This window comes from Paludisphaera soli, assembly GCF_011064595.1.
In the GTDB taxonomy this organism is placed as follows: Bacteria; Planctomycetota; Planctomycetia; order Isosphaerales; family Isosphaeraceae; genus Paludisphaera; species Paludisphaera soli.
Genome location: NZ_JAALJI010000005.1, coordinates 91,181 through 112,875 on the forward strand (window position 1 = coordinate 91,181; position 21,695 = coordinate 112,875).

The window sequence follows — 21,695 nt, forward strand, 5'->3', positions numbered from 1 at the left end:
TTGAAGGAATCGCCATGGAATCGACCGCCGCGGAACGGATCCTGGATTTCGCCCCGATCGGCATGTGCTGGGAGGTGACGAGGACCACGGCCGAATCGGGGGGCGCGTCGTTCGAGGCGGTCAACGTGCTCACCCCGGGCTTCGGCGGGCCGCCGTTGCACGTCCACCCCGAGGCGGAGGAGAGCTACGAGGTGCTCTCCGGGACGCTCGACGTCCGCGTCGGCCGCGAGTGGCGGCGGTTGGGCCCGGGCGAGTCGGTGACGGTCCCGGCGGGGACGCCCCACACCCTGCGCAACACGAGCGGGGCGGAGGTCCGCCTGCGCAACGTCCACAGCCCGGCGATGGACTTCGAGCGGTTCTTCCGGCGGCTTCAAACCCTGGTCTGCCACGGCGGGATGAAGCTCCCGCCCAGGGATCTGCGGTCGGCCGTCCTCGTCGCCATGCTGTTCACGGACCACCCCCGCGAGATCGTCTCCGTCGCCCCCCCGCGCCGGGTGCTCCAGGTGCTTGCCGCCGTCGGCCGGCTCTTGCGCTTCAAGCTGCCCGACTGAAAAGCCGCCCGTCTCGTCCGCAATCGCCGATCCGGGCGCATCCTCTCGGTAAGCGATGCCGCGCCCGGATCCGGCCGAAGGCCGACGTGGGGCGGTCGCCGGGGATCGGGTCGATGAGTCGATGCGCGCCGAACGAACCCAATCCCGGGATCGCAAATCAGGACTTAAGGTGCATCCGTGATGAGCCTTGCGTCAATTGGGTTCGATTTCGAGGCGGTGCGAACGAAGCCAATTGCGGTGTCGACCTCGGCGCGCGAACATCAAGCGGTCGAGGCCCTGTCAGGGACTCGCCGGCCGCCTTGCCCCCGGCGCACGCCGCTCGGTAACGCACGGAAGGCCGGCCAGGAACAGCCTTCCCGCTGTGCAGACCCGCGGGACGGAAAGGGGAGCACGACCAGCACGAGCCTCGACGGAGGAACAGCCGGGCTCGGGTCCCGTCGCGTCCTCGTGAAGTCCGCCTTGATGGTCCCCCTCATCCGGCCTCCGGCCACCTTCCCCCACCGAGGGGGAAGGGGGGACGAGCCGATGTCGACGCGGGCGACGACGACCTCGAAAGCGCGCCGAACGAACCCAATTTCTCGGAACGTTCTCTCGACGCAAAATCCTACACTCATGGAAAATGCGTCCGACGGCTTCGTTTCCAGCCCGGCGCGAACGAAGCCAATCCGGGCGCGGTCAGTGGGGGAGGATCTGGCCGGGGAGGAGGTCGGGCAGGGCGGGGACGGGTTCGGGGTTGGTCATCTGGCGGCGGACGTCGGCCAGGGCGGGGGAGACGCCGAAGTCGTCCAGGTTGAAGTTGTACCGCTGGGTCAGGCCGGCCCCGCTGTAGCGCAGGAAGGTGACGTTCAGGATCACGTCGCGCTGGTTGTGCTGGGGCCGGAGCCTCGTCTGGGTGAACTGCAGGGCGCTCAGGATCGCCAGGCCCCCCATCGCCAGGGTCGCCCGGCGGTAGCCCGACATCGCCCGCAGGCCGATCGCCGCGCCCAGGTACAACAGCGGCAGGAAGGGGAAGATCAGCCCCGCGTTGCCGGCGAAGACCAGGAACGAGAAGGCCCACGACGGCCCGACCCAGAGCGCCGCCAGGGCCAGGTCCCGCCAGTGTCGACGGCGCAGCGAGGTCGCCAGCCCGACCAGGAACGGCGGGAGGATCAGCAGCGAGCCCCAGGCCAGGAACAGCTTGTACTTCACCACGTTGCGGAGGAGGCCCTCGAACAGGCCCCGGACGAACGGCGAGAAACCGGCCTTGTCCCCCTCGTGCTTGGCCTCGACCCGGTGCAGGTAGACGTCCACGCCGCCGAGCACCCAGGCCGTGCCGAAGAACCAGGCGCAGCAGGCCGCCGCCAGGATCGCGCCGCCGATCAGCCAGTGCCGGATCGGCGCCCGGCCCAGCAGCAGCGCCCCGGCCCAGAGCGGCGTGCCGAAGGCCAGCATGTCGGGCCGGAGGATCATCCCCAGCCCCAGCGACACGCTCGCGCCGAGCAGGTCGCCGAGCCGCCGGCCGTCCCTCATGTAGCGGGTGCCGAACCAGCCCACGGCCGGCAGGACGGCCAGCCAGACGGGGTAGCTGGCGATGGCCCCGCCGTGCCACCAGACGATCGGGTTGCAGGTCATCGCCCAGGCCGTCGCCGCCGCCAGCGGGCGGGGGACGAACAGGGTCGCGTACAGATAAGCGAACGCCGCCCCGACGATCGTCAGGATCACGTTCACCGCCAGGTACGCCGTCACCGGGTTCGCCCAGGCCAGGTTCGCCAGCTTCCCCAGCAGGACGTAGCCGATGTTCCCCGGCATGGGGACGTCGAACGTCGCGTCGAGCTTCAGGGCGTTGACGTAGAGCGGGCCGTCCTTGCCCATGAAGTCGAACGTGTCGAGGTACGGGAACCGGCTGGCGACGACCCACCAGGCCAGGCCGAGGATGCAGCCCACGTCCCGGACGCCCAGCCCGGATCGCGCCGGGGCCGGGGCCGTCGCGTCGGCCAGGGGGCCGTCGAGGTCGGCCGGGGTGTTCGGGCGCATTCCGGGGCTCCTTCCGCGGTGTCCGTCCAGGTCGTCTTCCCTTCGCAGGCGGAACGGATCCTAACCCGATCCGCCCCGATCCGCAACCGGCCCCGGCGCTGCGGCGAGGCTCCCCCGCCTGCTACGATGTCCCGGATTCGAGCCCGCACGACCCCCGCCGAGGAGCCCCGACGATGAACGCGACGGCCGAGATGCTGACCGCCCGGACGGGCAAGCCGTCGCGGATCGTGGTGGGGATGATCTCCGGCACCAGCGCCGACTCGATCGACGCGGCCGTCTGCCGGATCGAAGGCTTCGGCCTCCCCTCCGCCGACGGCCCCGGCGCGCGGGTGGAGCTGATCCACTACGCGGAGACGCCCTATCCGGAGGCGACCCGCGCCCGCATCCTCGACCTGAAGAACTGGGGCGTCCGCGACGTGGCCGAGATGAACGTGCGGGTCGCCGAGGCCTTCGCCGACGCCTGCCTGAAGACCCTCGCCGAGGCCGGCCTGAGGCCCGAGGACGTGGACCTGATCGGCTCGCACGGGCAGACCGTGTACCACCACAGCTCGGTCCCCGGCGCGCTCGGCGCGACGCTCCAGGTGGGGGACGGCGACGTGCTCGCCGAGCGCACCGGGGCCCTGGTGTTCGCCGACTTCCGCGCCCGCGACGTCGCCGCCGGCGGCGAGGGGGCGCCGATCTCGCCCTTCGCCGACATCATCCTCTACGCCCCCCGCGACCCGTCCTCGACCCCCGAGCGGCGGGCCGTGCTCAACCTGGGGGGCATCGCCAACGTCACCGTGCTCGACCCCGACCCGAACAAGGTCTTCGGCTTCGACACCGGCCCGGCCAACACCCTGCTGGACCGCCTGGCCCGGCGGATCTCCGGCGGGGCCGAGTCCTGCGACCGCGACGGCGCGCTCGCCCGCGCGGGGAGGGTCGACCCGGCGCTGGTCGAGCGACTCCTGGCGGATGACGCTTATCTGGGCCGAAAGCCCCCCAAGTCGACCGGCTTCGAGATGTACGGCGACGCCTTCGTCGAGCGTGCGGGGACGCTCCTGGGCCGGTTCGACGCCGACCTGATGGCGACCCTGACCGAGTACACCGCGAGGACCGTGGCCGACGCCTTCGCCCGGTTCGTGCCGCCGGTGGTCGAGGTGATCGGGGCCGGCGGCGGCGTGCGGAACCCCGCCCTGTTCGGCCGCCTCGCCGAGCTGCTCGCCCCCGCCCGGCTCCTCCTGGGGGACGACCGCGGCGTCCCCGGCGACGCCCGCGAGGCGATGGCCTTCGCCGTCCTGGCCCATGAGGCGCTCCACGGCCTGCCGACCTCGCTCCCCTCCGTCACCGGCGCGCGACGACCGGCGGTGCTCGGGAAGGTCTGCCTGCCTAGAGCGTGACCGCCGGAAAATGGGATAAATGAAGGGATTAAGGGGTCACTGGAAAAAATTCAGAGGGTGCTTGCCCCAGGGCGTGGATGGAGTACTATTATGGCGTCCTCGGGACGACCCACCCGACTCGATGCTGAGTCGGACGGCCTTCCCGAGGGAACGACCCCGGCCGTCGACGTCGACGTCCCGCGTGGCGTCGCGGCGGCGGCCGGGGGGCTTTCCCACCCTCGCGCCGCCGGGAGTTTCGCGCTCCCCGGCGGCGATCGAACGGCCCGGACGATGGGCCGATCGGATCGCGTCGTCTGGATCGCAAGAGGGTTCGGAAGCAAGTCAAGTTTGGCGCTCTCGACGACGATTTTGCATTCCGAAAGCATCCACCAGGGGGCCCCGTTCCGGCCCCTCGTCTTCCCCAGCGGGCCGGCTCTCGGCCCGTCGTATCGACCGTCCGGGGCGACGAGCGGGCTGTGGTGTGAAGGGGCGGGCCGGATGTGAGCTAGACTCGATGGAGAGTCGGGATGAGGGACGCGACGCGACGACGCGATGGCCGCAGCGGGGGACTCGTCGACTCTCGGGAGAGTCGCGCGATGGAGCAGGCGAGGAGGCGGAACGACGCCGCGAAGGACCGTCGACGCGGGGCCCTGGTGGGCCTGGCGGTGGGAGACGCGCTGGGGGCGGCGGTGGAGTTCAGCCCGCCCGGGTCGTTCGCCCCGGTGCACGGCTACCGCGACGGCGGCCCCCACGGCCTGGGCCCGGGCGAGTGGACCGACGACACGAGCATGGCGCTGGCTCTGGCCGACAGCCTGGGGACGGCCGGCTGGGACCTGGGCGATCAGGCGGACCGCTATCTCAAATGGTGGCGGACGGGGGCCTACTCGGTCAACGGCCGCTGCTTCGACATCGGCTTCACGACCAGCGGCTCACTGGGCCGCTACGCGGCTCGCGGCCACGCGCGGACCTCGGGCGACCCGTCGGAGTCGGCCGCCGGCAACGGCTCGATCATGCGGCTCGCGCCGGTCCCGATCCACTACGCCGACTTCTACCCCGACCGCGTGGAGGAGCTGGCGCGGCTGGGGGCCGAGTCGAGCCTGCCGACCCATGCCTGCGGGCCCTGCGTCTCGGCCTGTCGCTACCTGACGGTCGTCCTCGCGGCCCTGATCCGCGGCGAGTCGCGCGAGCGGGCGTTCGATCCCGACTGGGCCCCGCTGCGGCGGATCGACGCGGCCGAGCCGCTCCACCCCCTGATCCGCGACGTCGCCCGGGGGAGCTTCCGCCGCAAGCGGCCGCCGGCGATCCGGGGCTCGGGCTGGGTGGTCGAGAGCCTGGAGGCGGCCCTCTGGGCGTTCCACGACGCCCCCGACTTCGAGACCGCCGTCCTCCGCGCCGTGAACCTCGGCGACGACGCCGACACCACCGGGGCCGTCTGCGGGCAGCTCGCCGGGGCCTTCTGGGGCGAATCCGGGATCCCCGCCGCCCTGCGGCTCGGGCTCGCCCGCGTCGAGATGCTGGAAGAGGCCCTCGACGGCCTCCTCGGCGACTCGCCGGACGACTGACGCGAGGCCTCTCCCCGTGGGGCGGCCGGCCCGGCCGCCCTGCCTCGGAGAGAGAAAATCGGCGCGCCTCTCGTGGTCCGGGCGGCCCGCCCGGACGTCGAACGGCTCAGGAGGCCCGCCACGTCCGGGCGGGCCGCCCGGACCACCCTCCCGATCGAACCTCGCCCGAATCCGGCGCGGCTCCGCTCAACGCAGGATCCGTTTTTCCTGCCGAGCCTTGCGTGAAGCTGGGCGCCCTGGCCAAACTGGTCGGGCGAATGACACCATGCACACCGGGAGGCCGCATCGATGCGCACGTCGGGTCCGGAGAAGTTGCGGGCGAAGAAGGCCAGGCGGTTCGCGATCGAGGCCCTGGAGCCCCGCGAGCTGATGGCGGTGGGCTTCGACTACGCGATGGCCGAGCGGTTCGGCCGCGACCTGAACCAGGACGGCCGCATCGACCTGCCCAACACCGCGACCTACGCCCAGCCGACGGCGCTCTCGCTGACCTTCACGGTGCTCGACGACCCGAACCCGGACCCGTCGACGCTCTACTCCTGGACCATGCAGCCGGCCGTCGGCTCGCCGACCGTCGTGCAGAAGACCGCCGCGCAGATCGCCTCGGGCGACCTGCCGACGGCGACCGTCGCCGCCGGGACCTACGCCACGACCTTCCAGAAGATCGTCGGCGGCGTGGTCCAGGCCACGGTCCAGCAGCCGGTGAGCGTGCGCGACATCCTCATCGTCAGCATGGGGGACAGCTACAGCTCCGGCGAGGCCAACCCGGAGCGGATCCAGGGCCTCTCGCTGCCGGACTACTTCCCCTCGGGCACCATCCCCTACCTCCAGACGAGCGACCTGAACCAGGACGCCCCGGGGGCGGCTTTCGTCCTGGCCTCGCCGTTCTTCACCCAGACCGGCATCGCCCTCTGGGCCGACGGCGCCGACGGCTACTACGGGCCGACCCCGTTCGGCCTGAACATGGAGAACGACAACCGCCAGTCGCACCGCTCGACCGTCGCCGCGACCGCCCAGTACGCCCTGCAACTGGAGCGGTCCGACCCGCACAGCTCGGTCACGTTCGTGCACGTCGCCCAGAGCGGCGCGACGACCCAGACGGCCATCGGCGCCGTGACCGCCTACGGGCTGGAGGATCCGAACTACGTCCTCACCGCGCAGACGAGGCTGATCCAGGCGATCGTGGGGAGCCGGCCGGTCGACCAGCTCTTCATCTCGCTGGGCGCCAACGACGTCGGCTTCGCCAGGCTGACCGAAGGGCTCGTGGCCAGCGACATCGACCTGACCGACGTCATCGGCGACGCCTCGTCGTTCGCCCCCAACCAGGTGAACCGGATCTACCGCCAGGCGAACCAGGTCATCGCCAACTCCGACGCCCTCGCGCTGGTGCTCGACTACTTCGATTTCAACAAGGCGTCCCTGCCGTCGGGCTACGCGAGCGTCCAGGCGAAGCTGGCGGAGATCGGCGTCACCCCCACGGCGACGTTCCTCACCGAGTACCCGGACCCGACGCGGATCTATCGGTCGTTCGTCAACCCGAACACCGGCCGGCCGTTCACGCTCCCCTGGTGGGGCCCGGCGGTCTTCGACGTGGCTCCCCCGGCCGGGATCTCGGCCACGGAGTCGTACTTCGTCTCGGGGTCGATCCTGGCCCCCTTGAACCAGGCCCTGCAGGCCGGGGCGGCGGCCAACGGCTGGACCTTCCTGACGAACATCTCGTCCGCCTTCATGGGCCACGGCTACGACGCGCCGAAGGTCCAGGACGGCCTGGGGAACGTCCGATTCTTGCGGACCGCGAGGGAATCGAGCCTGTTCCAGGGCCCGGTGGGGCTGACCGGCCCGCTGGACACCAAGGGGACGCTCCACCCCAACGCGCTGGGCCACCAGACGATCCAGGCGGCGATCTGGAACGACCTGGCCCCCTCGGCGCAGGTGGGCGTCTCTGTCGTGCGAGGCGCCACGGCCGTCGCCATGACCCGGGGCCGCATGGCGCGGCACCCCCGCAACGCCGGCCTGACTTATGAGTGGGACTTCGACCGCCTCCCCGGCCAGGGCCGCTTCCGCGCCGACGCCGCCGGCCAGCGCGTCGCCATCACCGGCGCCGACCCCGACGGCAAGCCCGGCCGCGTCGCGACCCTGCGGATCACCAACGCCCTCGGCCTCGCCACCGAACGAGCCGTGTTCCTCCGCACCCGGCGGGTGTGATCGGGGTCGGGCTCCGGGCCTCGCGCCGTTCTCCCAGGGAGTTCGGCGAGGGGGCCGCGGCACGCGGGTCGTGGCGCCCCGAGACGTCGGATCGGGGCCGGCCCGGGCGCGAACCACCGGCGGGTCATGCGCCTCCGATGCGAGGATGTCGCCGGGGCCGGCACTCGCCCGAACCGACCCGCATCCCCCCCTTCGACAGGCCAGGGAGATCGGCATGCCTTCCGACGATCGGTTCGACTGCGAGCGGTTCCCCCGCTCCTCGCGATACAACCCCGAGTGGGTCGTCGCCGGCGTCAGCGGGGGGGCGAACGCGCTCCGGCTGACCGAATGGCTGGCCGGGGCGATGGAGTTGCGGCCCGGCATGCGGGTGCTCGACCTGGGCTGCGGGCGGGCCTCGTCGTCGGTCTTCCTCCATCGGGAGTTCGGAGTGCAGGTCTGGGCGGCCGACCTCTGGTTCGACGTCTCGGAGAACCTCCGGCGGATCCGAGACGCGGGCGTCGAGGACGGCGTCTTCCCGATCCACGCCGACGCCCGTTCGCTGCCGTTCGGCGCGGAGTTCTTCGACGCCGTGGTGAGCATCGATTCCTTCTTCTACTACGGGACGGACGACCTGTACCTGAACTACCTCGCCCGGTTCGTGAAGCCGGGGGGCCCGGTGGGGATCGCGGCCGCCGGGCTGATGCGGGAGATCGAGGGGCCCGTCCCCGAGCACCTTCGCGAGTGGTGGACCCAGGATTGCTGGATGTTGCATTCGGCGGCCTGGTGGCGTCGGCACTGGGAGCGGACGGGCGTCGTGGACATCGAGACGGCCGACTCCATGCCGGACGGCTGGCGATCGTGGCTGGAATGGCACCGGTCGATCGCCCCCGACAACGAGGTGGAGATCAGGGCGATCGAGGCGGACCGCGGCGACTACCTGGGCTACGTCCGCCTCGTGGCCCGACGCCGCGGCGACGCGACGCTGGCCGATCATATCGTCTCCCTGCCCCCGCAGGGGTACGAGAGCAAGCCCCTGCTGCGTGGCGCGGAGGCGTGATCCCGCCGGCGGGTCGGAGGCTGCGGCGTCCGCCGCGGTTGCGCCCGACGCGTCACGGCGTCGGGCGGCCCGTCGTCAGGGCGACCGGGAAGGCGCCCTCGCCCGCGACCTCCACCTCGCCCGTCGCGACGACCTCCCCCTCGGCGCGGGCCGAGACGGTCCAACGGCCAGGCCAGAGGGAGGGGATCGCGATCCGGTCGAAGCTCGAATCGGACTCAAACTTCCGACGCACCGAGACGCCCGAAGGATCGACCGCCACCACCTCGTCGGGGACGCGCGTGGGCCGGGCGAAGGCGATCGCGACCTCGGCCGTCGCGCCGGGGGAGAGCGTCAGCTCGCCCAGGTCGACCACGCCGGCCGGCACCTCCACGTCGTCCACCCGGCGATAGCCCGCGTCCGGGTCGTGGATGAACAGCGAGTACGTCCCGGGCGTCAGGTAGCGGACGCAGAAGTTGCCGTCGCCGTCGCAGCGCGACCGCCTCGACGGGGCGCCCGCCCCCTTCGCCAGGGCGGTGACCTCGACGGGACGCCGGAAGCCCTCCTCCGAGGCGTGGACCTTCCCCGTGATGCAGCCGGCGCCCAGCGGGATCCGGACCTCGCCGCGACCGCCTTCCGGGACGGCCACCTCGGCGTCGAACATCGGGCCGCCGTCCAGGTCGGTCGAGCCCAGCCAGTCGAAGACGCGGAGCCGGTACACGCCGGGGCCGACGTCGGGCAGCACGATCTTCCGCGCGTCGTCCAACCCCTCCCAGTCGGGCCGAGCGAACGCGAGCGGGGCGTCCGCGAGCGGCGTCAGCTCGACCCGGAACATCGGCTCGCGCGGCTCCCGGCCCGCCCCTGCCTCCAGGATCGATTTCGCCATTTCCGTGACGTTGTCGACCTTCCGCGCCGCCCCCAGCCCCGTGCCCGACTGGTGCTGCGCGTCCGACCCGTCGCCGATCGCGAAGGCCAGCGTGAACTTCCGACCCCCTTCGGGTTCGAAGGCGCCGATCGTCGTCGTCCTCTCCGCGGCGACCTGAGCCGTCCAGACGTGGGCGTCGATGACGTCGAAGAACTGGAAAGGGAACCCGACCTCGACGAGGCCCGTGGGTACGCCGTCGAGCTGGAAGCGGCCCTCCTCGTCGGCCAGGAACGAGATCTCGTCCTCCGCCTCGCCCAGGCCCGCGAGCCGGCCGCGCCCGACGTACCCCCGGGCGAAGGCCCAGGGGCCGCCGCCTTCATCCTGAGGACGCCAGACCCGGCCCTCGATGCGGCCGGTCGCCGCGGGGGTCGCGAGGGGCACGGCCCCCACGTCGAGGCCGTCGGCCGGCACGTCGAGCGTCAGGGCCGTCTCGGGGGCGCCCCGCCTCGCCAGGACCAGCCGGTAGCGGTCCGGGCGGACGTGCTCGAACCGCAGCCCCCCCTCGGCGTCGGGGACCGCCTTGCGGGAGGCGAACGACGCAGCGAGCGCTTCGGATGGGTATCTCTCGACCTGCGACCTCTCCCGACGGGGTACGAGCGTCGCCTCGGTGCGGTTCCGACGGGCCTCGGGCCCCTCGACGCGGGCCGTCACAGTCGCCCCCGCCGACAGCCGGACCTCCAGCGGCCCGCCGCCGCGTCTCACGTCCACCAGGCCCTCCCACGCCGCGAAGCCCTCGGCGACGACGCCCACCCAGGCCGGCCCCTCCGCCGGGAGGCCCAGCGTGAAGCGGCCCTCGCGGTCCCGCACGTCGAGGGGCTCGCAGTCGAATTCCCCGGGGAGCGGGCCCGGCCCGGCGGCCGCCCGGAACGCCTCGACGGCCCGCCCGTCGGGGCCGACGACCCGGCCCGTCAGCTTGATCGTCGGCTCCATCACCACGACAAGCGCTTCGGGCCTGTCCATCCGCCGCTGCGCCTCCTCGGCCTCCAACTTCGCCTCGATGAACCCGTCCATGCGGATCGTCAGTCCGGAGAGCGCGTCGCGGACCTTGACGACGAGCCTGCCGTCCTCGCCCGCGACGGGGCCTTCCTTCCAGATGTCGTGGACCGCCGCCCCGGCCAGGGGCCGGCCGTCCGTGTCGACGACCGCGATCGCGACCGTCGCGAGACGCTTCATGAAGAAGTCGCGGTTCGGGTCGCCCTTCGGCCCGTCGGCGAACGCCGGGTCGTCCTCGTAGTCGGGATGCTCCGCGTGGACGCCCCACTCGGAATCGGCCCCGCGAACCTCGTAGCGGCCGTCGTCGCCGGTCACCACCGCCTTATCCTCGTCGTCGAAGCCGTAGATCATCGGGCCGGAGAACCTCGGCGTGACCTTCGCCCCGGCGATCGGCCGCAGCGTGCGCGAGTCGCGGACGGTCCCCCGGATGGTCACGCCGCGGAGCATCCGGACCACGACGCGGCGGGGGTCGTCCGACCGCACCAGGAACTCGTCGGGCTGCGATCGGTCCTCATAGTAGTCGGGGGCCTTCACCTGGAGGTCCAGCCAGCACGCGGGCGGGGCCGGGATCTCGAACGTCCCGGCGGGCGACGCGACGGGCGTCCAAGCCTCGGCCTTCGGCAGGTCCCCGTCGTCCGCCCGGCGCTGGCGGCCCGGCACCTGGAAGCGGGCCCGGTAGGTGAATTCCGTCACGGGCGCCCCGGTCGCGCCGTCGACCACGGCCACCGTGAGGGGCCTGAGTTCCGGCTTCGCCGCGGCCTCCTGGAGCGGCGGGACGGCCTCGGCGGCGGAGGCGGCCAGGAACATCGCAAACGCGGCGAGGTATTCACGCATCGGCAAGGGCCACTCCCGGCGCGGTCGTCCGAAGGGTGCGCGGCTCCCCATTCTCAGGATAGACGTGAGAATCTTCGGATACGTTCCCGATGACCCGCAAGCGATTTCCAAGAATCGGGCTTTGGAGGTTGCCCCGGGGGCTGGGGCCGGGCGTAAGATCGGGAGATGCGGGCGTGCGAGGACGCCCGTCGGATCGGCCGCCGAGAAGCCCGGGCGAAGCGAGGAGGCCCCGCGCCATGAAGCCGCCCGACGCCTCGAATCCCTGGAGTGAGATCGGCCGGCGGGCGCTCTCGGCCCTGGCGGTCTATGCGGTCCTGGTCGGCTCACAGGTGGACCGCAAGCCGCCGGGGGTCGGGTACGGGCCGAGGCTCGCCTCGATCGCCTGGCAGGCCGTCGTGTTCGCCCTGGTCCTGGCGGTCCTGTGCCTGGTCACCCGCGGCCTGCAGCCGGACCTGGCGTCGCAACGGGCCGGACAGGACCGGGAGCGAGGGCCCCTCAAGAGGTCCGCACCCTTCCTGACGGGCGACCCGGGAGGCGGGGGCGGGGCCTGATCGTCGATCCGAACGTTGGCTGCACCCGCCCCGGCGGTTGTGATAAGATCGAGCCCTCTCCCGGCCGCAAGGCGTCGCAAGCCTTGGTGGACAACTCGATCTAGCAACATCTGGTGGGGCCGATGCATCCGATCGACGTGGGGATTATCGTGGTCTACATCCTCGGGTGCACGGCGCTCGGGGGGTGGATCGGCGGCAAGGGGGACCAGGGGCTCAAGGGGTACTTCCTGGGCGAGCGGAACATGCCGGCCTGGGCGGTGATGATCTCGATCGTCGCCACCGAGACCAGCACGGTGACGTTCCTGAGCGTGCCGGGCGAGGCGTACAAGGGGAACTTCGAGTTCCTCCAGCTGCCGATGGGCTACATCGTCGGCCGGATGATCGTCTCGGCCATGCTCCTGCCGGCGTACTTCAAGGGGCAGATCGAGACCGCCTACCAGGTGCTGGGCAACCGCTTCGGCCAGACGACCCGGCGCACGGCGTCGATCCTGTTCCTCGTCACGCGGAACCTGGCCGACGGCCTGCGGCTGTTCCTAGCGGCCACCGTCCTGGCGTTCGTCACCGGCTGGCCGATCCTCTACGCCATCATCGCGGTCGAGGCCGCCACGATCGTCTACACCTACCTCGGCGGCGTGAAGGCCGTCATCTGGGCCGACGTGCTCCAGTTCACGGTCTACATCGTCGGCGCCCTGATCGCCCTCTACATCCTCGTGGGCAAGCTCCCTGGCGGCTGGAACCAGCTCATCGACACGGCGAAGGCCGGCGACAAGTTCCGGACGTTCGACTTCTCGCTCGACTGGACCAAGCCCTACACCTTCTGGGCGGGCGTCTTCGGCGGCATGGTGCTGAACACGGCGACCCACGGGGCCGACCAGATGATGGTCCAGCGCTACCTGGCGGCGCGTTCGCAGAAGCAGGCGGCGGGGGCGTTGATCGCCAGCGGGTTCGTGGTGCTGGCGCAGTTCGCGCTCTTCCTGTTCATCGGCGTCTCGCTGTACGTCTTCTTCGGGCAGTTCCCGCCGACGTCGCCGCTGGAGAAGTCGGACCAGGCGTTCTCGCTGTTCATCGTGAATTACCTGCCGATCGGCATCAAGGGGATGGTCGTGGCGGCGATCTTCGCGTCGGCGATGGGGGTGCTGTCGGGGTCGTTGAACGCCTCGGCGTCGACCCTGATCAACGACCTGTACCGGCCGATCTCGGGCGACGAGAACGAGCGTCGGCTGATGCGGCTGTCGCGGCTGGCGACGATCGGCTTCGGCGTGGTGCAGGCGTCGGTGGCCTGGTGGGCGACGGGGCTGGAGTCGAGCGTGGTGAGCAACGCGCTGGCGATCGCCGGGTTCACGACGGGCATCCTGCTGGGCCTCTTCCTGCTGGGGAACCTGACCCGCTACGTCGGCCAGGGGGCCGCGCTGACGGGGATGGCCGCGGGCGTGGCGGCGGTCTCCTACGCGAAGTTCGGCACGCCGCTGGCCTGGCCCTGGTTCGCCCTGGTTGGCTCGGCGACGACGTTCCTCGTCGGCCTGGCCGCCGGCCGGATCTTCCCCGTGGCCGTCAAGCCGGTCCCGACCGACGAATTCATCTAACCGACGAGCTGAATCCGACCATGGCGCTGGAAGATCACCTGCTGACCGAGTCCCGCAACCCGCTGACCACCGGCATCGACGCCGCGGGGGCGCTGGGCATCGTCGAGATCATGAACGACGAGGACGTGAAGGTCGTCGAGGCCGTGCGGGCCGAGGCGGCGAACGTCGCCAAGGCGGTCGAATGGACCGCCGAGCGGTTCCGCCGCGGCGGCCGGCTGATCTACGTCGGCGCGGGGACCTCGGGGCGGCTGGGGGTGCTCGACGCCTCCGAATGCCCGCCGACCTTCAGCACCCCGCCCGAGATGGTCGTCGGCCTGATCGCCGGCGGCCAGGCGGCGCTCACCCGATCGATCGAGGGGGCCGAGGACCACGCCGAGATCGGCGCGGCCGAGATCGCCGACATGGGCGTGACCGACCGCGACATCGTCGTCGGCATCGCCTCGTCGGGCCGGACCCCCTACGTCCTGGGGGCCGTCCGCGAGGCCCGGAAGCGCGGCGCGGCGACGGTCGGGATCGCCTGCAACCGGCCGAGCCTGCTGGGCGACGAGGTCGACCTGGACGTGGCCCTCCTGGTCGGCCCCGAGGTGATCTCGGGCTCCACCCGGCTGAAGTCCGGGACGGCCACGAAGATGGTCCTGAACATGATCACGACGGGCGCGATGATCCTGATCGGCAAGACGCTGGGCAACCGGATGATCGACTTCACGCCGGTCAACGAGAAGCTGCGGATCCGCGCCCGGCGGATGCTCCGCGAGCTGGCCGAGGTGGACGACGACCGCGCGGTCGAGCTGCTGGCGGCCTGCGGGGGCCGGCTCAAGACGGCCCTGGTGGCCCAGCTCGCCGAGGTCGGGCCCGAGGAGGCCGACGCGCTGCTGGCGGCGAACGGCGGCCAGGTGCGTCGGGCGGTGGCGGCGAAGACGGGGGCGAGCCGGCTATGAGCGCGAACGAGGACGAGTCCCAGGACCCCGCGGAATCCGCCGAGACCCTGTTCCTGGGCGTCGACGGCGGCGGGACCTCGACGGTCGCCCTGCTGGGCCTGGCCGACGGCCGGGTGATCGGCCGGGGCGAGGCCGGGCCGTCGAACGCCAAGGCCGTCGGCACGGCCGCGGCTCGCACGGCGCTGGAGGAGGCGATCGCCGGCGCCTTCGCCGAGGCCGGCCGCTGGCCCCGCGCCGTGGCCGTCGCCTGCCTGGGCGTCGCCGGGTTCGACCGCCCCGAGGACAAGGCGCTTCTGGGCGAGTGGTCGGTGGCCGGCAACTGGGCCGACCGCCTGGTGCTGGTCAACGACGGCGACCTCGTCGTCGCCGCCGGCACGCCCGAGGGCTGGGGCGTGGGCCTGATCGCCGGCACCGGCTCGATCGCCGTCGCCCGCGCCGCCGACGGCCGGAAGGCCCGCGCCGGCGGCTGGGGCGCCGTCTTCGGCGACGAGGGGAGCGCCTACGCCCTGGCCGTCGCCGCCCTCCGCCTGGTCGCCCGCCGCATCGACGGCCGCGACGCGCCCCCCGCCGGGGACGGCTCCGACGCCCTGACCGAGGCGCTCTGCAAGGCGCTCAAGATCGACGGGCCGGGCAAGATCGTCTCGGCCGTCTACGCCCCCGGCATGGACCGCACCCGCATCGCCGGCCTGACCCCGGCCGTGATGGAGGCCGCCGCCCACGACCCGACCCTCGTCGAGCTGCTGGTCCGCCCCGCCGCCCGCGACCTGGGCGAGACCGCCGCCGCCGCCGCCCGCGCCCTGGGCTGGCACGGCGGCCCGCTCCCCCTCGGCCTGGCCGGCGGGTTCCTGGTCTCCGCCCCCTTGCTCGCGGACGCCCTCCTGGAAGACCTCCGCGCCCGAGGGTATGAGCCCGTCCCCACCCGCGTCCACGAGCCCGCGCAAGGGGGCCTCAACCTCGCCCGCCGCGCCTTCGCCGGTGAGGCCGTCGGCTGATCGGAGGGCCGCCCGTCAGTTGGGCACGAGGTAGCCCAGGTGGTGGGCGCAGTGGATGAGCTGGAGCTTCATCCACTCGTCGCGGTTGAGGTGGCCGAACAGGTGCGACGGCTGGAACGGGCCGACGTACTGTTCAAATCGCTCGACGGACCGGCGCAGGGCCTCGATCGCCCGGGCCTCGTCGCCGCCGGGGGGCGGGACGGTCTCCTTCATCGTCGGGGCGCCGGCCGGCATCTCCCCCTTGGCCAGCACCCGACGCGCGGCGATCGGGCCGATGGTGTGGCGGGCCACGAAGAGGAAGGGCTTCAGGAAGGTCGGCGGCGACGGGAAGCCGTCCATCGGGAAGTCGATCCACTGGGCCAGGTGGCCGCAGGCCTGCGACAGCTCCCACTCGCCGGCCTTGCGGTAGCCGAGCTCGTGCAGCGTCTCGGCGTCGCGGACGGCCTCGTCCAGGGTCGCGAATTTCAGGTTCCGGCGCTTCGGGTCGGTCGGCACGGCGTTGCTCCTCGGGGGTCGAATCGGGGGCCGTCGGGGCGACTCGGACGCGCGACGGCCCGTTTATGATACCGTCGATTTCCGGGCGGACGGCCGCCGGATTTCCGAGGCCGCCGGGAAGGGCGGAGGAGCCCGAAGGGACAGACCATGACGACGCCCGTCGACCCGATCCCGACCGCCGCCCCCGCCTGGGCCGCGACCCTGCGCCGCGTCACGGACTACCTTTCGTGCGACTTCGGCGGCGGCCCCCGGCCCTGGCGGTTCGCCTGGGTGATCAACTTCCAGAAGGGGGGCACGCTGCCGTTCCTCGGCTTCCTGATGTACTGGTACCGCAATTCCGAGGCCGCCGCCTGGATCTACCTGGCGCTGCACGGCGGCTACGGCCTGATCTGGCTCATGAAGGACCTGGCGTTCCCCGACCCGACCTGGCGGCGATGGATCACCGTCGGCGGCGGGATCAACGCCTTCCTCGGCGTCCTGGCCTGGTACTGGTCGTTCGGCTGGCTCCTGATCTCGCGGACCTCGCGGCCGACCTACCCGCTGCCCGACCACGCCTGGTTCGCGCTCTGCATCCTCCTGTGCCTGGTCGGCTCGGCCGTCATGATCGCGGCCGACGCGCAGAAGTACTTCACCCTCCGGTTGCGGCCCGGCCTGATCACCGACGGCATGTACCGTTACATCCGCCACCCCAACTACCTCGGGGAGATGATGATCTACGGGAGCTTCGCGCTCCTGGTCTGGCACTGGCTGCCGTTCGTCGTCCTGGCCGGCATCTGGGGCGGCCTCTTCGCCGTCAACATGACGATCAAGGAGGCCCGGATGGCCCGACACCCCGGCTGGGCCGAGTACCGCCGCCGCACCTGGTGGCTGCTGCCGCCGGTCTTGTAAAATGCCGGGGTGGCCGGCGTGGCCCAAGAATCCGCCCGGGACGGCGAACGTGCCTCGGGAGAAATCGGATCGGGACGCCCGGGAGCCTTCGCCATGCCCGCCTTCCTCGTCGCCGCTTGCGTCTTGCTGTCGATCCCCGCGCTAGTGATCGGGGTGTTGGGTTATCCGGAGTCGCTGATCGCGGGGGCGATCCTGCTGGGATCGGCGACGATCGCGACGGCGATCCCGGACGACGAGGGGCCGCGGAAGGGGCCCGGGAGCCTCGATTGAGGGGCCCTCGCGAGGGGCCGGTTTCGGCCGGCGATCCCGCTTGACGGGGTTGGATCGATCGGAGATACTCCCTCGTCTCAGAGAGTATCCAAACCCGGGATGGAATCCTGGGGGTGGAAATTGCACCTGCACGAGTCAAGGAAGACGAGACCTACCGTGCTTGGCTACACCCTGTCCACACATCGACGCACGGGCCGCGCGTGGCGATCTCGCCTTCGCGAACGGTCCCCGGCCGTCCCCCCGACGCTCGCCGCCCTCGCCACGACGGCGGCCTCCGCGCTTCGCCGACTCCTCGACGGCCCTGTCGCGAGTCGGCCTCCGATCCCGATCGGTCTACCGAACCGGACGACGACGACCGGCGCGACATCCACGCGGCGCGGGGAGGGTCTGGTCTGATGATGATCTCGAACGGGTACCTGATGATCTTCGCGTTCGCGATGATGGGGTGCGTGCTGGCCACGCCCCTGGTCACGCAGTTCGCGGGCTGGGTGGGGGCGATCGACAAGCCCGACGGCTTCCGGCGGATCCACACGACGAGCGTGCCCCGCCTGGGGGGCCTGGGGCTGGCCCTGGGCGTGGCCGTGGGGGTCTTCCTGCCGCACGCCTCGGCGTGGTCGGCGAACATCAACATCAACCTGCCCGACCTGGGCCGCGAGTGGCCGATCTTCCTCGCGGCGCTCATCGTCCTGGTCGTCGGCTTCGTCGACGACACCCGGTCGCTCGGCCCGAGGGTCAAGCTGCTGGGACAGGCCGCGGCGGTCATGGCGCTCTACCTGGGGGGGATCCGGATCGACCGGATCGACGTCCTGGGGCTGAACCTGGACCTGGGGAGCCCGGCGATCCACTTCGCCGTGCTGGGCCGGCCGTTCGACGTCGCGCCGCCGAGCCTGCTGATCACCATGTTCTGGTTCCTGGGCTGCATGAACGTCTGGAACCTGATCGACGGCATGGACGGCCTGGCCTCGGGCGTGGGCCTGCTGGTGAGCGGCACCCTGACGCTCGTGGCGCTGCACAACCAGAACGTCGAGGTCGCCATCCTGGCGACGGCCCTGGCCGGCTCGCTGGCCGGGTTCCTGCTCTACAACTGGCACCCCGCCTGCATCTTCCTGGGAGACAGCGGGGCGCTTTTGATCGGCCTGTTGATCGGGGTGATCGGCGTGCAGGGGTCGCTCAAGGGGCCGTCGGCGATCTCGATCCTGTTCCCGATCCTGGCGATGGGCCTGCCGATCTCCGACACGGCCATGGCCATCTTCCGGCGATGGGTGCGGAACCTGCCGATGAGCGCGGCCGACCGCCGCCACGTCCACCACATCCTGATCGGCCTGGGGCTGAACCCGAGGCAGGCGGCGCTCCTGCTGTACTGCTTCTCGGGCTTCCTGTGCGGGGCGGTCTTGCTGGGGGTGTCGCTGCGGAGCGAGTTCCTGGCGCTGGTGCTGGGTATGTCGGGCTGCCTGGCGTTCCTGGTGGTGGTGACCAGCCGCCGCGACGAGCTGAACAACCTGATGGACGACTTCCAGGCGCGGATGGTCCGGGGCCGGCAGGAGCGGCAGGCCGCGAAGCTGACCTGGGAGGCCATCCAGCGGGTGGAGCTGTGCACGTCGCCGATGGCGGCCTACGAGATCCTGGAGAAGACGGCCGAGGCCCTCGGCTGCGCCGGGATCCACGTCGCCTGCGCCGACGCCGCGTTCCCGCCCGAGGACGCCGTGCAGACGCTCGACTCCATCGACGACGGCGACTCGGCCTCGCCCGGCGCGATCTTCCGCACCGTGGGCGACGGCCTGCGGATCACGGCCGTCATGCGGCTCGCGCCCGAAGGGGGGCTCGCGGCCGACATCGTCTTCCGCTACCTCCAGCGCCTGACCCAGAGCCTGGGCGAGCGGCTGCGGTCCTTCGCCGACGACGAGGCGGCGGCCCGCGAGGCCGTCGAGACCCTGGCCGTCGCCGAGGCCGAGGGGGGCCGCGAGCCCCGGCCCGCGCCGCAGGACGCCTTCCCGATCGCCATGGCGAAGGGCCTGGGCCGCCGGCTGCGATTCCAGAAGCCGGCCGTCGCCGGCCCGTCGCCCGAGGCGATCCGAGGCGTCCCCCCGGCCGCCGGCCTCGCCCGACGCTGAGCGAAGACGAGCCGAGCCGAGCCGACGCCGACGACCCCCAGGGATTGGACACGGAGCCCATCATGGACGACATCTCGCCCTATCGCGGACACTCCGCCCCGATCGCCCCGGCCTCGCGCGGCGGGGCCTCGGCCCCGGGCCACTACCGGCCCGCGCCGCCCCCGGCGGCGACCCCGTACGGGCCCGACCCGGCCGCCGTGAAGACCGCCGGCCACTACCTGGGCGCGCTCCGCCGGCGGTTCTGGCTCGCCCTGATCGTCGCCGTGCCCATGGGGACGCTGACCTCCATCTACGCCCTGCGGCTCCCGAAGGTCTACGAGGCCAAGGCGCAGATCAAGATCGAGCAGCCCCGCTACGACGCCGCGCTCTCCACCCTGGTCTCGCGCGAATTCTCCCAGGCCGACGCCGCCTCCGGGTCGACCTACGCGACCGACATGATCACCGACCTCCAGGGCCGCGCGCTGGCCGACAAGGTGATCTCGGGCATGCGGCTCGCTCCCGAGCTGGCCCACCTGGACGACCCGGCGATGGAGCTGATCGTCAACAACATCAGCGCCAAGCAGCTGCTGAAGTCCAACACCTTCAACGTCGTCCTGTCGGGCCGCGACCCGGCCCTGACCGCGAAGCTGCTGCACTCCCTGCTGGAAGAGCTGGTCAAGTACGCCGACAGACTGCGCCGCGACCAGGTCGACCAGACGGTGCAGCATACCGAATCGGCCCTGAACAAGCTGCGGCAGGAGTCCGCCGCGCTGGAGAAGCAGATGCTCGGCCAGATCGCCAGCCTGGGGACGATCGGCCCCGGCGGGCGGAACATCCTGGAGGAGAAGTACGCCCAGCTCGGCCAGTCGATCGCCCACAAGCAGGCGCGGATCGCCGAGTTCCAGCAGAAGTCCATGTTCGCCTCGTTCTTCCCCCGCGAGGGCCCGGGCGACCTCGCCGAGGCCGTGAAGCGGCAGCAGATGAGCCAACTCGTGGAAGCCAAGGAACAGCTCACGAAGCACCTGGTCGACCTCAAGCGCAAGACCCGCCACTTCAACACCGACCCGGCCGTCCAGAGCGTCTCCAACCAGCTCAACGACGTGCTCGACCAGATCGACGACCTCGGTGCCTCGTTCCAGAAGACGAAGATGGCCGCCGACCCGACCGAGATGATCCTCGAGTCGCAGCAGCGCGAGGTCGAGACCGACGTCGGCGCCCAGGCCGATCTGCTGGTGCAGATGCGGAAGGCGATGCCGGACCACCAGAAGTTCCTCGGCCTGATGGACGAGCGCGAGAGCCTGAGAAAGCGGATCGGCGAGTTGGAGCACAACCTGGCCTCGTTCGAGATCCTGGCTAAGTCGCAGACCCCGCCCGTGAGGATCCCGCCCCGGGTCGAGGAGCCGCCAGTGCCGAGCAAGCCGAACCGGCTGCTGATGATCGCGATGGGGCTGGTCGTCAGCGTCGGCCTGGGGCTCGGCCTGGTCTGCCTGCTGGAGCATCTGGACCACGCGGTGCGGGAGCCGGAGCACGTCAGCCACGGCTTGGCCCTGCCGCTCCTGGGGGTCGTCCCCCGGATCCCCCGCACGGCGCTCACCCATCGGGGGGGCCACCTGTGGACCTCGGCCGTGCCGGACTCGGCGGCGGCCGACGCCTACCGCAACATCCGGGCGGGCCTGCTGGGGGCGGCCGACCGCCACGGGCCGATCGTCAGCCTTCTCGTCACCAGCGCCAAGGCGGGCGACGGCAAGAGCACCGCGGCGCTGAACCTGGCCGCCGCCTGCGCCCGGGCCGGCGAGCGGACCCTGCTCCTGGACGTGGACCTCCGCCGGCCGACGCTCGCCGACGCCTTCCCGGCCGCCGACGACGACGAGGACGACGACGGCCCGCTCGGCCTGGTCGACGTGCTCAAGGGCTCGGTCCCCTGGCAGGCGACCCTGCGGCACACCGACCTGCACAACCTGGACTTCATCCCCACCGGCGACACGGCCGGGGTGCCGATCGAGATCCTCGGCACGCTGGAGCTTCGCCAGCTCCTGTCGGCGCTGACGCACCACTACGACCGCGTGATCCTGGACGGCCCGGCGATCCTGGGCATGGCCGACTGCCGCGTGCTGGGCCGGATGGTCGACGCGGCCTTGCTCGTGGTGCGGGCGGGCGTGCACCAGACGATGACGCTGCAGCGGGCCAAGGCCGTGCTGGAGCAGTCGCACGTCGAGATCGCCGGGGTGATCGTCAACGGCCTGAGCGAAGGGGTGCAGAACTGGTCGAGCTACGGCTACGGGCCGGTCCCCGCGACCGCCTACCGCCGCGACCGCGCCCTGCCGGCCTCGGCCTCGGCCCCCGGCGCGTCGTCCCCCTCGGCCCGCGAGGACGCCCTGGCGGGCGCCTCGGCCGAAGCCTGATCCTGAGAGCAGCCCCCGGTCGAGATGCAACGCAAAGAG

At 71.9% G+C, this 21,695-nt stretch carries 16 protein-coding genes; 13 read left to right on the forward strand and 3 right to left on the reverse strand.

Annotated features, from left to right (window positions below):
- The first annotated feature begins 14 nt into the window (after nt 1-14).
- Nucleotides 15-551, forward strand: a complete 537-nt coding sequence (locus G6O68_RS08580) for a cupin domain-containing protein (RefSeq protein ID WP_165246622.1) — start codon at nt 15-17, stop codon at nt 549-551.
- 675 nt (nt 552-1,226) lie between these two features.
- On the opposite strand, the gene G6O68_RS08585 is transcribed toward G6O68_RS08580, so the two are convergent.
- Complete coding sequence (locus G6O68_RS08585) at nt 1,227-2,564, reverse strand: hypothetical protein (RefSeq protein ID WP_165246624.1); 1,338 nt, start codon at nt 2,562-2,564, stop codon at nt 1,227-1,229.
- A 173-nt stretch (nt 2,565-2,737) separates the two neighbouring features.
- Here G6O68_RS08585 and G6O68_RS08590 point away from each other — a divergent pair, with 173 nt between their 5' ends.
- The 4 genes from G6O68_RS08590 (at nt 2,738) to G6O68_RS08605 (ending at nt 8,719) form a co-directional block, all read left to right on the forward strand.
- Entirely contained in the window at nt 2,738-3,940 is a 1,203-nt protein-coding gene (locus G6O68_RS08590; RefSeq protein WP_165246626.1) for an anhydro-N-acetylmuramic acid kinase, read from the forward strand.
- A 575-nt stretch (nt 3,941-4,515) separates the two neighbouring features.
- On the forward strand, nt 4,516-5,481 hold the full coding sequence (locus tag G6O68_RS08595; protein WP_165246628.1) for an ADP-ribosylglycohydrolase family protein: 966 nt from the start codon (nt 4,516-4,518) through the stop codon (nt 5,479-5,481).
- Nucleotides 5,482-5,769: 288 nt separating this feature from the next.
- Nucleotides 5,770-7,683 (forward strand): hypothetical protein, encoded by a 1,914-nt coding sequence (locus G6O68_RS08600; RefSeq protein WP_165246630.1) that lies wholly within the window; start codon nt 5,770-5,772, stop codon nt 7,681-7,683.
- A gap of 214 nt (nt 7,684-7,897) precedes the next feature.
- Entirely contained in the window at nt 7,898-8,719 is an 822-nt protein-coding gene (locus G6O68_RS08605; RefSeq protein WP_165246632.1) for an SAM-dependent methyltransferase, read from the forward strand.
- 52 nt (nt 8,720-8,771) lie between these two features.
- Here the strand turns inward: G6O68_RS08605 and G6O68_RS08610 are convergent, their stop codons facing one another.
- On the reverse strand, nt 8,772-11,453 hold the full coding sequence (locus G6O68_RS08610; RefSeq protein ID WP_165246634.1) for a hypothetical protein: 2,682 nt from the start codon (nt 11,451-11,453) through the stop codon (nt 8,772-8,774).
- Between the two features lie 230 nt (nt 11,454-11,683).
- Here G6O68_RS08610 and G6O68_RS08615 point away from each other — a divergent pair, with 230 nt between their 5' ends.
- The 4 genes from G6O68_RS08615 (at nt 11,684) to G6O68_RS08630 (ending at nt 15,511) form a co-directional block, all read left to right on the forward strand.
- On the forward strand, nt 11,684-11,998 hold the full coding sequence (locus G6O68_RS08615) for a hypothetical protein (protein ID WP_165246636.1): 315 nt from the start codon (nt 11,684-11,686) through the stop codon (nt 11,996-11,998).
- Between the two features lie 122 nt (nt 11,999-12,120).
- The gene (locus G6O68_RS08620) at nt 12,121-13,581 is read left to right on the forward strand and encodes a sodium:solute symporter (RefSeq protein WP_165246638.1); all 1,461 of its coding nucleotides are present in this window, start codon (nt 12,121-12,123) and stop codon (nt 13,579-13,581) included.
- 20 nt (nt 13,582-13,601) lie between these two features.
- Entirely contained in the window at nt 13,602-14,519 is a 918-nt protein-coding gene (murQ, locus tag G6O68_RS08625; protein ID WP_165246640.1) for an N-acetylmuramic acid 6-phosphate etherase, read from the forward strand.
- On the forward strand, nt 14,516-15,511 hold the full coding sequence (locus G6O68_RS08630; RefSeq protein WP_165246642.1) for an N-acetylglucosamine kinase: 996 nt from the start codon (nt 14,516-14,518) through the stop codon (nt 15,509-15,511). The genes murQ and G6O68_RS08630 overlap by 4 nt, the downstream gene beginning before the upstream one ends.
- 15 nt (nt 15,512-15,526) lie before the next feature.
- Here G6O68_RS08630 and G6O68_RS08635 read toward each other — a convergent pair whose 3' ends face one another.
- On the reverse strand, nt 15,527-16,006 hold the full coding sequence (locus G6O68_RS08635; protein WP_165246644.1) for a DUF1569 domain-containing protein: 480 nt from the start codon (nt 16,004-16,006) through the stop codon (nt 15,527-15,529).
- A 147-nt stretch (nt 16,007-16,153) separates the two neighbouring features.
- Between G6O68_RS08635 and G6O68_RS08640 the strand changes: the two genes are divergently transcribed.
- From G6O68_RS08640 to G6O68_RS08655, 4 genes are all read left to right on the forward strand, one after another.
- Complete coding sequence (locus G6O68_RS08640; protein WP_165246646.1) at nt 16,154-16,894, forward strand: methyltransferase family protein; 741 nt, start codon at nt 16,154-16,156, stop codon at nt 16,892-16,894.
- A 93-nt stretch (nt 16,895-16,987) separates the two neighbouring features.
- Complete coding sequence (locus G6O68_RS08645; protein ID WP_165246648.1) at nt 16,988-17,164, forward strand: hypothetical protein; 177 nt, start codon at nt 16,988-16,990, stop codon at nt 17,162-17,164.
- Between the two features lie 395 nt (nt 17,165-17,559).
- Nucleotides 17,560-19,275 carry an MraY family glycosyltransferase gene (locus G6O68_RS08650; RefSeq protein ID WP_165246651.1) on the forward strand — a complete coding sequence of 572 codons (1,716 nt, stop codon included), beginning with the start codon at nt 17,560-17,562 and terminating at the stop codon, nt 19,273-19,275.
- A 62-nt stretch (nt 19,276-19,337) separates the two neighbouring features.
- A complete protein-coding gene (locus G6O68_RS08655; protein ID WP_165246653.1) occupies nt 19,338-21,656 on the forward strand; it encodes a GumC family protein in 2,319 nt (772 codons plus the stop codon).
- Nucleotides 21,657-21,695: the final 39 nt, after the last annotated feature.

Excerpts from the sequence above, each read along its gene's own strand:
- G6O68_RS08585 (WP_165246624.1), bottom strand. The coding sequence starts at position 2,564 with ATGCGCCCGAACACCCCGGCCGACCTCGACGGCCCCCTGGCCGACGCG.
- G6O68_RS08615 (WP_165246636.1), top strand. The coding sequence starts at position 11,684 with ATGAAGCCGCCCGACGCCTCGAATCCCTGGAGTGAGATCGGCCGGCGG.
- G6O68_RS08655 (WP_165246653.1), top strand. The coding sequence starts at position 19,338 with ATGGACGACATCTCGCCCTATCGCGGACACTCCGCCCCGATCGCCCCG.
- G6O68_RS08595 (WP_165246628.1), top strand. The coding sequence starts at position 4,516 with ATGGAGCAGGCGAGGAGGCGGAACGACGCCGCGAAGGACCGTCGACGC.
- G6O68_RS08630 (WP_165246642.1), top strand. The coding sequence starts at position 14,516 with ATGAGCGCGAACGAGGACGAGTCCCAGGACCCCGCGGAATCCGCCGAG.
- G6O68_RS08620 (WP_165246638.1), top strand. The coding sequence starts at position 12,121 with ATGCATCCGATCGACGTGGGGATTATCGTGGTCTACATCCTCGGGTGC.
- G6O68_RS08650 (WP_165246651.1), top strand. The coding sequence starts at position 17,560 with ATGATGATCTCGAACGGGTACCTGATGATCTTCGCGTTCGCGATGATG.
- G6O68_RS08580 (WP_165246622.1), top strand. The coding sequence starts at position 15 with ATGGAATCGACCGCCGCGGAACGGATCCTGGATTTCGCCCCGATCGGC.
- G6O68_RS08605 (WP_165246632.1), top strand. The coding sequence starts at position 7,898 with ATGCCTTCCGACGATCGGTTCGACTGCGAGCGGTTCCCCCGCTCCTCG.
- murQ (WP_165246640.1), top strand. The coding sequence starts at position 13,602 with ATGGCGCTGGAAGATCACCTGCTGACCGAGTCCCGCAACCCGCTGACC.
- G6O68_RS08600 (WP_165246630.1), top strand. The coding sequence starts at position 5,770 with ATGCGCACGTCGGGTCCGGAGAAGTTGCGGGCGAAGAAGGCCAGGCGG.
- G6O68_RS08640 (WP_165246646.1), top strand. The coding sequence starts at position 16,154 with ATGACGACGCCCGTCGACCCGATCCCGACCGCCGCCCCCGCCTGGGCC.
- G6O68_RS08590 (WP_165246626.1), top strand. The coding sequence starts at position 2,738 with ATGAACGCGACGGCCGAGATGCTGACCGCCCGGACGGGCAAGCCGTCG.
- G6O68_RS08645 (WP_165246648.1), top strand. The coding sequence starts at position 16,988 with ATGCCCGCCTTCCTCGTCGCCGCTTGCGTCTTGCTGTCGATCCCCGCG.